9 protein-coding genes are annotated in these 14,476 nt (G+C 64.4%); 5 read left to right on the forward strand and 4 right to left on the reverse strand.

The genetic code is table 11. The features are described 5' to 3' along the window. Positions 1 to 8: 8 nt before the first annotated feature. Together V1279_RS07475 and V1279_RS07480 are read left to right on the forward strand one after the other, a co-directional pair. Entirely contained in the window at positions 9 to 3,329 is a 3,321-nt protein-coding gene (locus V1279_RS07475) for a carboxyl transferase domain-containing protein (protein WP_334433941.1), read from the forward strand. Between the two features lie 866 nt (positions 3,330 to 4,195). Further along, positions 4,196 to 5,368 carry an IS110 family transposase gene (locus V1279_RS07480; protein WP_334433943.1) on the forward strand — a complete coding sequence of 391 codons (1,173 nt, stop codon included), beginning with the start codon at positions 4,196 to 4,198 and terminating at the stop codon, positions 5,366 to 5,368. 575 nt (positions 5,369 to 5,943) lie between these two features. Here the strand turns inward: V1279_RS07480 and V1279_RS07485 are convergent. Next, on the reverse strand, positions 5,944 to 7,572 hold the full coding sequence (locus tag V1279_RS07485; protein ID WP_334433945.1) for a flavin-containing monooxygenase: 1,629 nt from the start codon (positions 7,570 to 7,572) through the stop codon (positions 5,944 to 5,946). Between the two features lie 169 nt (positions 7,573 to 7,741). Here V1279_RS07485 and V1279_RS07490 point away from each other — a divergent pair, with 169 nt between their 5' ends. The 3 genes from V1279_RS07490 to V1279_RS07500 all read left to right on the forward strand — a co-directional run bounded on the left by V1279_RS07490 (position 7,742) and on the right by V1279_RS07500 (position 10,898). Then, positions 7,742 to 9,340, forward strand: coding sequence for a GMC family oxidoreductase (locus tag V1279_RS07490; protein WP_334433947.1), 1,599 nt, complete (start codon positions 7,742 to 7,744; stop codon positions 9,338 to 9,340). Positions 9,341 to 9,347: 7 nt separating this feature from the next. Beyond that, positions 9,348 to 9,797, forward strand: coding sequence for a hypothetical protein (locus V1279_RS07495; RefSeq protein ID WP_334433949.1), 450 nt, complete (start codon positions 9,348 to 9,350; stop codon positions 9,795 to 9,797). 81 nt (positions 9,798 to 9,878) lie between these two features. After that, positions 9,879 to 10,898 (forward strand): S1C family serine protease, encoded by a 1,020-nt coding sequence (locus tag V1279_RS07500; RefSeq protein WP_334433951.1) that lies wholly within the window; start codon positions 9,879 to 9,881, stop codon positions 10,896 to 10,898. 114 nt (positions 10,899 to 11,012) lie between these two features. Here the strand turns inward: V1279_RS07500 and V1279_RS07505 are convergent, their stop codons facing one another. From V1279_RS07505 to pncB, 3 genes are read right to left on the reverse strand one after another with little or no spacing between them, the layout of a single operon-like run. After that, complete coding sequence (locus tag V1279_RS07505; protein ID WP_334433953.1) at positions 11,013 to 11,792, reverse strand: alpha/beta fold hydrolase; 780 nt, start codon at positions 11,790 to 11,792, stop codon at positions 11,013 to 11,015. A 3-nt stretch (positions 11,793 to 11,795) separates the two neighbouring features. Next, entirely contained in the window at positions 11,796 to 13,091 is a 1,296-nt protein-coding gene (locus tag V1279_RS07510) for an O-acetylhomoserine aminocarboxypropyltransferase (RefSeq protein ID WP_334433955.1), read from the reverse strand. A gap of 45 nt (positions 13,092 to 13,136) precedes the next feature. Continuing rightward, a complete protein-coding gene (gene pncB, locus V1279_RS07515; RefSeq protein ID WP_334433957.1) occupies positions 13,137 to 14,441 on the reverse strand; it encodes a nicotinate phosphoribosyltransferase in 1,305 nt (434 codons plus the stop codon). Positions 14,442 to 14,476: the final 35 nt, after the last annotated feature.

A 14,476-nucleotide genomic window follows, 5' to 3' on the forward strand; every position in this document is an offset into this window, starting at 1 on the left:
AAACGTCCATGTCTTTCCATAAGTTGCTGATCGCCAACCGCGGCGAGATCGCCATCCGCATCGCGCGCGCGGCGGGCGACGCCGGCCTCGCCACCGTCGCGATCCATTCCGCCGACGATGCGCAATCGCTGCATGTCCGCGCCGCCGACGCCGCCTGCGAAATCCCCGGGCGTGGCGCGCGGGCCTATCTCGATATCGAGGCCGTGATATCAGCCGCCAGGGCGACCGGATGCGACGCCGTGCATCCGGGCTACGGCTTCCTCAGCGAGAATGCCACGCTCGCCCGGCGCTGCATCGAGGAAAGCATCGTTTTTGTCGGGCCGTCGCCGGAAGCGCTCGATCTGTTCGGCGACAAGGCGCGGGCCAAGGCGCTGGCAAGACAATGCGGCGTGCCCATCATCGAGGGCACCAGCGGGCCGACCAGCCTGGACGAGGCAAGGGCCTTCCTTGAATCGCTCGGCGAGCGCGGCGCCATCATGATCAAGGCCATCGCCGGCGGCGGCGGCCGCGGCATGCGCATCGTCGACGACGCGGGCAAGCTGGAGGAGGCCTATGCGCGCTGCCAGTCCGAGGCCATGGCCGCCTTCGGCAGCGACGACGTCTATGTCGAGCGCCTGATCCGCAACGCCCGCCACATCGAGGTGCAGATCATCTGCGACCACTACGGCGCGATCAGCCATCTGTGGGAGCGCGAATGCACCATCCAGCGCCGTAACCAGAAGCTGATCGAGGTCGCGCCGAGCCCGTCGCTGAACGATGCCTTGCGCGGGCGCATCATCGATGCCGCCAAAGAACTCGCGGCTGCCGCGAACTACGACAATCTCGGCACCTTCGAATTTCTCGTCGATAACGACGCCAGAACAAGCGACCAGGCGTTCGCCTTCATCGAGGCCAATCCGCGGCTGCAGGTCGAGCACACCGTCACCGAACAGGTGCTCGGGCTCGATCTCGTGCAGTCGCAGCTCGCGGTCGCGGCCGGCGCCACGCTGGGCTCGCTCGGTCTGGCGCAGGCCTATATCCCAAAACCGCGCGGCTATGCGATGCAGCTCCGCGTCAACATGGAGGTGATGGACGAGACCGGCGGGACAAAGTCAACCGGCGGAACGCTTGATCTGTTCGACCTGCCGTCCGGCCCCGGCGTTCGCGTCGATACGTTTGGTTACTCTGGTTATCGCACCAGCACCGCCTTTGACTCGCTGCTCGCCAAGGTCATCGTGCATTCGCCGGGCGGCAACTGGACCGACGTCGTGCACAAGGCCTCGCGCACGCTGCGCGAGTTCCGGATCGGCGGCGTCGCGACCAACATCCCCTTCCTGGCCGCGATCTTGGCGCATCCGGATTTTGTCGAGAACCGCGTCAGCACCGGCTTCATCGAGGCCCATGTCGCGGATCTCGTCGGCGAAGCCAAAGCGACCGCCGAGACGGCGCTGATCGAATCCGGCGTGGCGGCCGACGACGGCCCATCCATGACGGAAGCTGCGGCTGCCGGATTGGGGCCGGCAGGCTCAGAGCCCGTTCCCGCGCCGCTGCAGGGCACGATCGTGGCTGTCGACGTCAGGGAAGGGGACCTCGTCCGCCCCGGCCAGCAGATCGCCGTACTCGAATCCATGAAGATGGAGCATCTGGTCACCGCGCCGCATGGCGGCAGGGTGACGAAGGTCGCGGCGGAAGCCGGCGTGACGCTGATGCAGGACGAGGCGATCCTCTATCTGGAGCCGGCCGAGATCGACGCCCATGATGTGGCCGAGGAGGAGGATGTCGATCTCGATCACATCCGTCCCGATCTGGCCGAACTGATCGAACGCCACGCCATCACGCTGGACGAAAACCGCCCCGCTTCGGTCGAGCGGCGGCGCAAGACCAACCAGCGCACGGTGCGCGAGAACATCGCCCATCTCGTCGATGAAGGCTCCTTCGTCGAATACGGCTCGCTCGCCATCGCCGCCCAGCGGCGCCGGCGCACCGTCGACGATCTCATCCGCAACACCCCGGCCGACGGCCTGATCTCCGGCGTCGCCACTGTCAATGCGGACAAGTTCGGTGCGGACGCTGCCCGCTGCATGGTGATCGCCTACGACTATACCGTGCTGGCCGGAACCCAGGGCCATATGAACCACAAGAAGATCGACCGCATGCTGGGCCTTGCCGAGCAATGGCGGATGCCGCTGGTGTTCTATGCCGAGGGCGGCGGCGGTCGTCCCGGCGATACCGACCGGCTTGGCATGACCGGCCTCGACGGGCCGTCCTTCGTGCAGTTCGCCAAACTCTCGGGGCTGGTGCCGGTCATCGGCGTTGTCTCCGGCTATTGTTTCGCCGGCAACGCCGCGATGCTCGGCTGCTGCGACGTCATCATCGCGACGACAAATGCCTCGATCGGCATGGGCGGCCCGGCGATGATCGAGGGCGGCGGCCTCGGCGTCTACCATCCGGCCGAAGTCGGGCCCGTGTCGTTCCAGTCGCCGAATGGCGTGATCGACATTCTGGTGGAGGACGAGGTGGAAGCCACGGCTGCTGCGCAGAAATACCTGTCGTATTTTCAAGGCGCGCAAGCCGACTGGAAGGCGCCGGACCAGCGCCTGTTGCGGCGGGCGATCCCGGAAAACCGCCTGCGGGTCTATGATATCCGGACCGTGATCGATCTGCTGGCGGATGAGGGCTCAGTGCTGGAAATCCGCCGGGATTTCGGCGTCGGCATGATCACCGCCTTCATCCGCATCGAGGGAAAGCCGTTCGGCCTGATCGCCAACAATCCAAAGCATCTCGGCGGCGCGATCGATGCGCCGGCGGGTGACAAGGCCGCGCGCTTCATGCAGCTCTGCGATGCCTTCGACATCCCGCTGTTGTCACTGTGCGATACGCCGGGCTTCATGGTCGGTCCCGAAGCCGAAAAGACCGCGATCGTGCGCCATGTCGCGCGCATGTTCGTGACCGGCGCGAGCCTCACCGTGCCGCTGTTCGGCATCGTCCTGCGCAAGGGCTATGGCCTTGGCGCGCAATCGATGATCGGCGGCGGCTTCCACGCCTCCTTCTTCACGGTGGCCTGGCCGACCGGTGAGTTCGGCGGCATGGGGCTGGAAGGCTATGTCCGGCTCGGCTTCCGCAAGGAGATGGAGGCAATCGAGGACCCGGCCGAGCGCGAGGAGTACTACCAGGCCAAGGTCGCCGAACTCTACGCCAACGGCAAAGCGGTCTCGATTGCATCCGTGCTGGAGATCGACGAGGTGATCGATCCCGCCGACACGCGGCACTGGATCATGTCGGGCCTGCGCTCGGTGCCGAAGTCGGAAGCGCGCACGACAAAGAAGCGGCCGTGTATTGATGCGTGGTAGCGGAAGACCCGTAGGGTGGGTTAGCGAAGCGTAACCCACCATTGATCCGCTTGCACAGCGGCCGGCGGATTACGCTCAGCTAATCCGCCCTACGGACTGCGGACTGATTTGCTTTGCACGCAAGCGCAATCTTGCGCAGCCGCGTGCGACCAACTGGCACGACGGGCAAATCACTTCTGATTTTCCGAAGTGGTGTCAAGGCCGGGAATCAAAAATATTCTGCTTTCGTTCTGACCCAAATCACTCACATAACTCCGCTTGTCTCACGGCAGATGAGGGGCGTTGGCCATCGTCACGAACGTGCGGTGAGATGCGATGGACGCAAATGGCGCGATAGACGTACGCGCCGGATGTGTACGGTGAAGTCGTGTGGTCCGGACGCCGCGGTGCTGGCGTTAAGTTCTCGAGAAGCAAGCTTCTTGGGAGCGACGGTGGCAAGAAAGCCGTTCACCGGGGAGAGCACGAAGTAAGCCGTAAAGCCATTGCGCAGGGAAGGCCGGAATGCTCCCGCTGCCCTGTATGCTCGTGTGCATTTTTGTTTGCGCAAATCGCACGCGAGACCGCGGGTGCAGCAAGCAACCGGTCTTCCCTGCGCCCTCTGATCGAAGAGGGCGGGAAGTTGATAGCAGGCCTCGGACGCAATGCGCCGCGAGATCGCGAAGTCGTATCGGCGTAGGATGGGTGGAGCGAAGCGATACCCATCGCCATCCGCACCGGCATTGATGGGTATCGCTTCGCTCCACCCATCCTACGCGATCCGCTCAGCCGTCATCGTCCGCGAAGGCGGGTGACCCAGATGCTATGGGGGGAGCGGCGGCGAGGGTGTGGATACCCTCGAGCGCCGTGATCACGCAATGGAGCACCCCATGTCGCAATCGTTTGACGCCAGCAGGTCCCTCACCGCCTTCGAACAGGATAGCACGTTGGTCGCAGTGATCGAGATGAGCCAGTCGAAGTGGCTTGTTGCGGCTGTGATCCCGGGGGTCGAGCGCCAGCCCCTGAAGAAGCTTGGTGCAAATGCGGACGCTCTGCTGAAGCTGTTGCAGCGCTGGCAGGATGAAGCGCGCAAGGCCGGGCGGACGGTCAGGCGGATCGTCTGCGCCTATGAGGCCGGGCGAGACGGATTCTGGCTGGCGCGCTGGCTGCAGGCGCGCGCCATCGAGGCCTACGTCATCCATGCCGCAAGCATCGCAGTGTCCCGCGAGCACCGCCGGGCCAAGACCGATCGGATCGATACGGAACTGCTGATGCGCTCGTTTCTCGGCTGGCTGCGTGGCGAGAAGCGCCATTGCAGCATGGTCGCGATCCCGACCATGGCGGAAGAAGATGCGCGGCGGCCGAGTCGTGAGCGGGAGAGCCTCGTGGGCGAGCAAACACGGATCGTCAACCGGATCAAGGCTGTCCTCGCCCTGTTCGGCATCGGCGGGTTCAATCCGAGGCTGCGCAAGGCGGCGCAGAAGCTTGCGACACTGCACACCGCGGAAGGAACACCGTTACCGGAAAATGCCCACGCCGAATTGCGCCGCGATCTGGAGCGGCTGCGCCTGGTGCACGACCAGATCCACATCATCGAAAGTGAACGGTTGCGCCGGCTCGCGCTCGCGCCGGCCGCAACGACAAGGCCTCACGCGATGGTTCGTCTGATCGCAAGGGTTTTTGGCGTCGGCATTGAGACCGCCGACATGCTGGTAAATGAGGCGCTGGCGCGCAAGCTGCGCGATCGCAAAGCTGTTGCGCGCTATGCTGGACTGACCGGCGCGCCGGACGAGAGCGGCAAGCGCCGGCGCGAGAAGGGACTGGCCCGCGCCGGCAACGGTCGGGTCCGCCGCGGCATGATCCAACTGGCCTGGCGCTTTCTGATCTTCCAGAAGGATAGCCGGCTCGTCCGTTGGTTCCGCGAGCGCACAGCGGATGGCCGCAGCACCACGCGCAAAACCATGATCGTGGCGCTGGCGCGCAAGCTGCTCATCGCGCTGTGGCGGCTGGCAACCACCGGCGAGATAACTGAGGGGCTCAGGCTGCGCCCGGCCGGCACTTGACCATGCAGCTTCCGCAACTCCAACACGATTGACGGTTCAGCAGCCGGCAGTCTGCCGACGACATCCGAGGTGGCGGTGATCCGCCGGAATACATGGCCTTTGCGCCGCGACCCAGAATGGACCCGCCGCCCCGGAGCTTCGCCCCCCGATGCGCATGCATGCATCATGGTTCTGGTCCCGATCGATCAACCGAATACAAGTCTGCGACGCGGTATCGCGTCCACGGTGGGCTCGCCTCGGAAATCGTCCCTATGCCGCTAACGCCAAACCTCGTCCCGCCCTCAAGCCTGCCGCCGGGCTCACGACCGTCAAGGGCTGCGTCGCTCCGCGATGGCCTGCGGCCACCCTTGACCGTCGTTCCGCCCAGGCGGCTAGTCGTCTCGGGGTCGGGACGAGGAGATGTCGGTCTTCGTCGAACAAGGAGACGACAGCAATGATCTGACAACGATCACTCTTGATCACCCCCATACAAGTATTCCAGAGACGTCAGCGATTCAGCGGAGAAGCCGCGGCGTACTGGATACCGCCTTCGCGGGGTATGACGATCGTCAGGTGGTTAGAGCCTTATGCGATTACTACCCCAACCTCAACTCCTCATACCCCTTCGCCGCCACCTCATCGCACCTTGCGCGATAAGCCGGCGCGCTGCCGCTGTAGCGGGCGACGATGCGGGTCTGCTTGCCCTCGACGTTGGAATTGATGCCGGTCATCCAGGAATTGACTTCGTTGGACAGCAGTCCCTCGCCGAGCGCCTTGACGTGGTCGGTCCAGGATTTCACGCCTTCCGGTGTCGCCTCCAGCCGCGTCAGCTTGTTGGCCATAGCAAAACGTATCAGTCCGGTCACCCAGTCGATGCTGTATTCGATGCTGCGCGGGATGTTGCCGAGCGCGGTGTGCGGCCCCATCAGCATCAGCATGTTCGGAAATTCATGCACCATGATGCCGAGATAGGTCTCCGGGCCTTTTCTCCACTTGTCCTTCAGCCGCACGCCGCCAACCCCGCGAAAATCGATCTTGTCGAAGCTGCCGGTGATGGCGTCAAAACCGGTCGCGTAGATGATGATGTCGAACGCGTATTCCCTGTCGCTGGTCTTGATGCCCGCAGGCGTGATCCGCTCGATCGGCGTCTCGTTGATGTCTACCAGTTCGACATTGTCCTGGTTGTAGACCTCGTAATAGAAGGTCTCGAGCGGCAGCCGCCGCGTGCCAAAGCCGTGATTCCTGGGGATCAGCTTCTCGGCCACGGCCTGGTTCTTCACGCGCTCTCGGATCTTGCGCGCCACGAAATCGGAGATCGTGGCGTTCGCCTTGCGGTCGATCAGGATGTCGCGGAAATTGCCTTGCCAGATGCCGAAGCCGCGCTCGCCATAGAGCTTTTCATAAAACGCCTCGCGCTCCTCATCCGACACCTCGAACGCGCCGCGCGGGTCCGGCGTGTGCAGGAAGCAGGCAAAGGTCTCCTGGCAGCGGGCGAACATTTCCGGATAGCCCACCTTGATTTTCACTTGCGTCTCGGCGTCGATCTTGCCGTTGTGCAGCGGTGCGCACCAGTTCGGGGTGCGCTGGAACACGGTGAGATGGCCAACTTGTCCCGCGATGGTCTGGATGGTCTGCACGCCGGTGGCGCCGGTGCCGATCACGGCGACGCGCTTGCCGGTGAAATCGACGGGCTCCTTCGGCCATCGCGCGGTGTGGAAGGATGCGCCCTTGAAATCGTCGCGTCCCTCGATCCGCGGCAGCGTAGGGGTCGACAGCGGCCCGATCGCGGTGATCAAGAACCGCGTGTTGAAGCGGCTGCCGTCTTCGCGGGTAATGCTCCAGCTCCGCGAGCCCTCGTCGTAAACCGCTGCCGTCACCCGGCTGCGAAACTGGATATCGCGACGCAGGTCGAACTTGTCGGCGACATGGTTGAGATAGCGCAACGTCTCCGGCTGGCCGGCGAAATGCTCCGACCACTCCCATTCCTCCAAAAGCTCCTTGGAGAACGAATAGCCGTAGGAATAGCTCTCCGAATCGAATCGCGCGCCGGGATAGCGGTTCCAGTACCAGGTGCCGCCGACATCGGTGCCGGCCTCGAATACCCTCACGCGAAAACCTTGTTCGCGCAGCCGGTAGAGCTGGTACAGGCCCGACATGCCCGCCCCGATGATAATGGCGTCGTAATCCGGAATCGGCGTTGCTCCCGTGCTTATGGTTTGGTGCAAGGCTATCCGGTCTCGCGCCCGCGAACAAACCGGTATCGAGGCGCGGCAGGGTTGCAGGTTTGTCCGACCAAGCCCGCCTCACGCAGCTTTACTGCCGGCCGCATCTGCCCCTATCGTGAAGCCGAGATCGCCCTTAGGCGACGTAGTTCAGGGAGCGAAGCGAACCACAATGAACGATCCCGTTGACGTCCTGATCATCGGCGCCGGCGCATCCGGCGCGGCGGTGGCATGGAGCCTGGCCGAAACCAAGATGCACATCCTCTGCCTCGACCAGGGCGGCTGGATGAAGCCGTCGGAATATCCGAGCACAGGGCGGGACTGGGAGGCGAAGTTTTACGGCGACTGGTCGACCAGCCCGAACATCCGCGGCCGGCCCGAGGACTATCCTGTTAACGACGACAACTCGCCGATCAAGGTCGTCAACTTCAACGGTGTCGGTGGCTCGACGGTGATGTACACCGCGCATTGGCCGCGGCTGCACGCCTCCGATTTCAAGGTGAAGACGCTCGATGGCGTCGCTGATGACTGGCCGATCGATTACGAAGTCCTCACCCCGTTCTTCGAGGAGAACGACCGGATGATGGGCGTATCGGGCCTGTCAGGTGATCCGCTTTCGCCGCTGACGCACCCGCCGATGCCGCCGCAGCCGCTCGGGCTTTCCGGCCCGCTGATCGGCAAGGCCATGAACAAGCTCGGTTGGCATTGGTGGCCGTCGGACACCACGATCGCGACGATGGATTACGAGGGCAGGGCGCGCTGCATCAATCTCGGCCATTGCACGCCGGCCTGCGCGCAAGGCGCCAAAGCCTCGACCGACATCACCTATTGGCCGCACGCGATCCGCGCCGGCGTCGAGCTCAAGACCCATTGCCGCGTGCGCGAGATCCTGACCAACGAGGATGGCATGGCCTCGGGCGTCGTCTACTATGACAAGGACGGTGTCGAGCAATTCCAGACGGCCGAGGTCGTCATCATCGCCTGCAACGGCGTTGGTACGCCGCGGCTGCTCTTGAACTCGGTCTCCGGCCGCTTCCCGAATGGGCTGGCCAATTCATCCGGCCTGGTCGGCAAGAACCTGATGTTCCATCCCTATGCGCAGATCTACGGCTTCGTGAAGGAGCCGACCGACAGTAACCGCGCGCCGCCGACCTGCCTCTGGAGCAAGGAGTTTTACGACACAGACCTGTCGCGCGGCTTTGTCCGAGGCTATGGCATCCAGTTCGGCCGCGGTGCAGGGCCCGTGTTCGAAGCGGTCGCGAGCGAGCAGAAGGGCATTTTGCCGTGGGGTGCGGATCATCACCGCGTGTTTCGCAAGCTCAATGGCCATCGCCTCGCGGTCTCCGCGATTTGCGAGGATCTGCCCGAGGAGCACAACCGCGTCACGCTCGATCCCGTGCTGAAGGACAGCCACGGAATCCCTGCGCCGAAGATCGATTACACCATCGGCGAGAACAGCCGGAAGATGATGGAGCATGGCCTGGCGCGCGGCCGCGAGATTCTCGAAGCCGCCGGCGCGACCGACATCTGCATCAACAACCCGATTCCCTGGGGCGGCTGGCATCTGCTCGGCACGGCGCGGATGGGTACCGATCCTGCGCGCTCCGTGGTCAACGAATGGGGCCGCTCGCACGACGTAAAGAACCTCTTCATCGTCGACGGCAGCGTGTTCGTGACCTCGGGCGGCGTGAATCCGACCTCGACCATCCAGGCGATCGCGCTCTATGTCGCCGACCAGATGAAGCAACGCCTTGCCAACCTCTTCGATTGAGACCGCCATGTCCGCAGCCAATGAACTGACCTCAGCCCAACGCGACGATCTCCGCACCGTCGCTGCGATGATTATTCCCGCCAGCGACGAGTACAAGGTGCCCGGCGCGGACGATCCCGCGATCCAGGCCGACATGCTGGCGACGCTCGGCCGCGACACCGCGCAGGTCACGCAGGCGCTCGATCATCTCGCGCGTCTCGCAGGCCAACCGCTGGCCGAACTCGATACGGCCAAACGCGAGGCGATAGCGACAGAGTTCCGCGCTACGGGCGGCGCTGCGGCGACGACGCTCGTCCGCGTCGTCCTGCAATGCTACTACCGCGACGACCGCGTGCTGCGCTCGCTCGGGCTTGAGCTGCGCGCGCCGTTCCCGAAAGGTTACACGCTGGAGCAGGGCGACTGGTCGCTGCTCGATCCCGTCAAGGCGCGGCCGGCGAAGTTCCGCCGCGCGCCCTAGCAGGCCAGCCCTGCGCCGGATGCGGGCATCTTGCGCAGGCGGTTCCCGGCCACCATCTGATGAGGCCGAAGGAATCTCGCCATGTTGGATGTTACCTCAGATATCGCCGATGACGATCCGTCATCGCGAACGGCCGAGCCTGCCCGCGACAATGACCGGGTCTTGCTCGATGCCTATTCCAATGCCGTGATCGACGTGACCGAACGCGTAGGCCCCGCCGTCGTGCGCGTCGAAACCGGGCCGAAGGTGCGCAGCGTGCGCGAGCGCGGCGGGCTTGGCTCCGGCATCGTGATCTCGCCCGACGGCCTGGTGCTGACCAACAGTCATGTGGTCGGCTCATCGAAAGAGATCAGGCTGCGCGACATCGAAGGCTTTGTCACCGATGCCCACGTGCTCGGCGTCGATCCCGACACCGACCTCGCGCTGTTGCGAGCCGACGGCGCGCGCGATCTGCGCTATGCCTCGCTCGGCAATTCCAAGAGCCTGCGCCGTGGCCAGCTCGTGGTCGCGATCGGCAACCCGCTCGGCTTCGAATCGACCGTTACCGCCGGTGTGGTGTCCGCGCTCGGCCGCTCGATCCGCTCGATGAGCGGGCGGACCATCGAGGACGTGATCCAGACCGACGCCGCGCTCAATCCCGGCAATTCCGGCGGCCCGCTGGTGTCGTCAGCGGCCGAGGTGATCGGCATCAACACCGCCATCATCAACGGCGCGCAGGGCATCTGCTTTGCGGTCGCCAGCAACACCGCGCAGTTCGTGCTGTCGGAGATCATCCGCCACGGCTATGTCCGGCGCGCCTATATCGGCGTGGCAGGTCAGACCGCGCCGATCCCGCGGCGGCATGCGGTGGTCGCCGGCGTCGACAACAAGATGGGCGCGCTGCTGGCACAGATCGAGCCGGATAGCCCGGCCGCAAAGGCAGGATTATTACCGGGCGATGTCGCGATCAGGCTCGACGGCGTCGAGATCAACGGCGTCGACGACCTGATCCGCGCTCTCGACCGCGACCGCATCGGCCGCACGTTGTCGATGGACGTGCTGCGAATGGGGAGGTTGCGCGCGATCGATATTCATCCGGTGGAGAGGAAGCCGGCGCGGTAGTATTGTCCTCAGTTCGTCATGCGCGGGCTTGACCCGCGCATCCATCAATCTTCGCAAGAGTCTTTTCTTGGGATGGATTGCCGGGTGAAGCCCGGCAATGACAAGCGTGGCCTACTAACGCAACGCCGCCAGCAACTCGTCCGGCGCTTCGGCCATGATCATGTGGCCGGCGCCGGGCACAACCACGATACGCGAATTCGGCGTCGCCGCCGCCAGCGTCTTGCCGGCCTTCGCGGGCGTCATCATATCACGCTCGCCGAGAATGAAGGTCGCGGGCACCTTAACCTGCGCGGCAGCCGTCAGCGCATTCTGATACGAATTACAGGCATTGAGATCGTTGTAGAGCACGCCCGGCCGTGACTGCTGCAGCACGCGCTGTGCGCCCTGATGCATCCACAGTCCCGGCGCGAGGCTGCCGCCGAGTTCGGCCTTGAAGCCGAGGCCCCAGATCGAGACCATGTCGATGGCATCGGGATTGTTGACCTCCGCGGCCTTGAGCAGATCCGGCCCCACGGTCATCGCGGCGGCGGTGCCGATCAAACTGAGGCCCGAGACCTTGTCGGGATGCCGCGCGGAAGTCTCGAGTGCGATCAGCGATCCCATCGAATGCCCGACCAGCTTCGCCTTCGTCGCGCCGGCCGCTTCGAGCAGCGCGGCGGTCCAGTCGGCCAGGTCGGCAATGGTCGGCAGCGGCGCGCCGGCCGAGCGGCCGTGGCCCGGCAGATCGGGCGCCAGCACGGAATAGCCGTGATGCGCGAACCAGCGGCTGTGCAGCGCCCAGGTCGAATGATCGAACCCCGCGCCGTGCAGCATCACCACCGCGGGCAGCGACGGATCGAACGGACGGCCGCCGGTGGCCACGAAGACATCAGCACCATTGACGGAAAGCTGCATGGTTCAAACCTTCTGCGATGCGCGAAGCGCCTGGCCGAGATCGTCGATGATGTCGGAGACGGCTTCGATGCCGACCGACAGCCGCACCAGCTCCTCGCCGACCCCTGCCGCCTTCAATTGTGCCGCGTCCATCTGCTGATGCGTGGTGCTGGCCGGATGAATCACCAGCGTCTTGGCGTCGCCGACATTGGCGAGGTGGCTGATCATCCGCAACGACTCGATGAATTTTTTGCCCGCCGCGCGGCCGCCCTTGATGCCGAAAGAAACGATCGATCCGGCGCCGCGCGGCAGCAGCCGCTTCGCGAGCTGATGGTCGGGATGATTTTCCAGCGCCGGATGCAGCACCCAGTCGACGGCCTTGTTGGCGGTCAGCGCTTCGAGGACGGCGAGCGTGTTGCTCATATGGCGCTCCATGCGAACGCCGAGCGTCTCGACGCCCTGCAACAATTGGAACGCGTTGGTCGGCGAGAGACACGCGCCAAAATCGCGCAGGCCCTCGGTGCGGGCGCGCATGATGAAGGCGGCCTGGCCGAACTGCTCGTCGAAGACGATGCCGTGATAGCCGGCATAGGGCTCGGTGAGCTGGGGAAACTTGCCGGAGGCGTGCCAGTCGAACCGGCCGCCATCGACGATGACGCCGCCGATCGCAATGCCGTGGCCGCCGATCCATTTGGTCGCGGAATTCATCACGAGATCGGCGCCGAGCTCGATCGGGCGGCTGAGGAACGGCGTTGCAAAGGTGTTGTCGATCAAAAGCGGAATCCTGGCGTCATGCGCGATCTGGGCAACCGCCGGAATGTCGAGCACCTCAAGTCCGGGATTGCCGATGGTCTCGCCGATCACGAGCCGCGTATTCGGCTTGATCGCGGCGCGGAATTCATCGAGCGCGCGCGGCTTGACGAAGGTGGTCGTAATGCCGAAGCGCGGCAGCGTGTGCGCCAGCAGGTTGATGGTGCCGCCATAGAGCGAGGCGGAGGCCACGATGTGGTCGCCGGCGTTAAGGATCGTCGCGATCGCCAGATGCATCGCGGCCATTCCGCTCGCGGTGCAGATCGCGCCGACGCCGGCTTCGAGCGCGGCGAGGCGCTCCTCGAGCACCGCCGTCGTCGGGTTGGAAATGCGCGTGTAGATGTGGCCGGCTCGTTCCAGGTTGAACAGCGCCGCGGCGTGATCGGAATCCTGGAAGACGTAGGAGGTGGTCTGGTAAATCGGAACCGCGCGGGCGCCGGTTGCAGGATCGGGGCGCTGGCCGGCATGCAGGCTGAGGGTTTCGAAAGCAGGCGGCTTGGGTGCGGGCATGCGGGGCTCGTCAGATCAACGGGTGGCGGGAAGGTACTTGATAGCTCAGACGTGCACGGCGGTGCGGACGCGCCCGGCATTGCCGAACACCCGCAAATAGCGTTCGATCTCGGACGGCGTGCCGGTGGCCTTCTCGGGATTATCGGACAGCTTGACCGCCGGCCGACCGTCAACCGACGTCACCTTGCACACCAGCGAGATCGGATCGAGATCGGCGGATCCATCCGGTGCGCAGCCGACGAAATCATTGGTGAGATTGGTGCCCCAGCCGAAGGAGATGCGGACGCGTCCGGCGAAGTGACGATAAGTCTCCTCGATCGAGTCGACGTCCATGCCGTCGGAGAACACCAGGAGCTTCTCGCGGGGATCGCGGCCTTTCTGCTTCCACCATTTGATGATGTCCTCGCCGGCCGTGATCGGCGGCGCGCTGTCCGGGCGAAAGCCGGTCCAGTCGGCGACCCAGTCCGGCGCATCGCGCAGGAACGGCTTGGTGCCGAAGGCGTCGGGCAGGGCGATCAGGAGGTTGCCGCCATAGGTATGGCGCCATTGATCGAGAATGCGATAAGGCGCCCAGCGCAACTCGTTATCGTCATCGGCGAGCGCGGCGGCGACCATCGGCAGTTCATGCGCATTGGTTCCGATCGCTTCGAGATCGTTGTCCATCGCCAACAGCACGTTGGAGGTTCCGGTGAACGAAGGCCCGAGCCCTTCCTTGACGGCCTCGACGCACCAGCGCTGCCACAGATGACCATGTCGGCGGCGGGTGCCGAAGTCCGACAGCCGCAGGCCTTCGAGCTTGCGCAGCCGCTCGACCTTGGACCACAGCTTGGCCTTGGCGCGGGCATAGAGCACATCGAGCACGAAGCGCCCTTGTCCCTTGGTCGCCTGCCGCGAGCGCAGCTCGTTCATGATCGCGAGCGCCGGGATTTCCCACATCGTAGTGTGGGTCCACGGCCCGTGGAAGTGCAGTTCATACTGGCCGTCGACCTTGTTCAGCTCGTATTCGGGCAGGCGGAAGTTGGCGAGCCAGTTGATGAAGTCGGGCGAGAACATCTGGGTCTTGCCGTAGAACGTGTTACCGGCGAGCCAGATCAGTTCCTTCTTGGTGAAGCGGATGGTGCGGGCATGGTCGAGCTGAGCGCGCAACTCGCCCTCGTCGATGATCTCGGCAAGGCGGACCTGCCGGGTGCGATTGATGACCGAAAAGGTGACGCGCTGATCCGGATAGAATTCGCGGATCATCTGCAGCATCAGCAGCTTGTAAAAATCGGTATCGAGCAGGCTGCGCACGATCGGGTCGAGCCGCCAGCCGTGGTTATAGGTCCGGGATGCAATGTCGGTAACTGCCATGGTGGAACTCTACCGTGCCGAGGGCCGCCCAACCA

Source organism: Bradyrhizobium sp. AZCC 1610 (assembly GCF_036924515.1).
GTDB lineage: Bacteria > Pseudomonadota > Alphaproteobacteria > Rhizobiales > Xanthobacteraceae > Bradyrhizobium.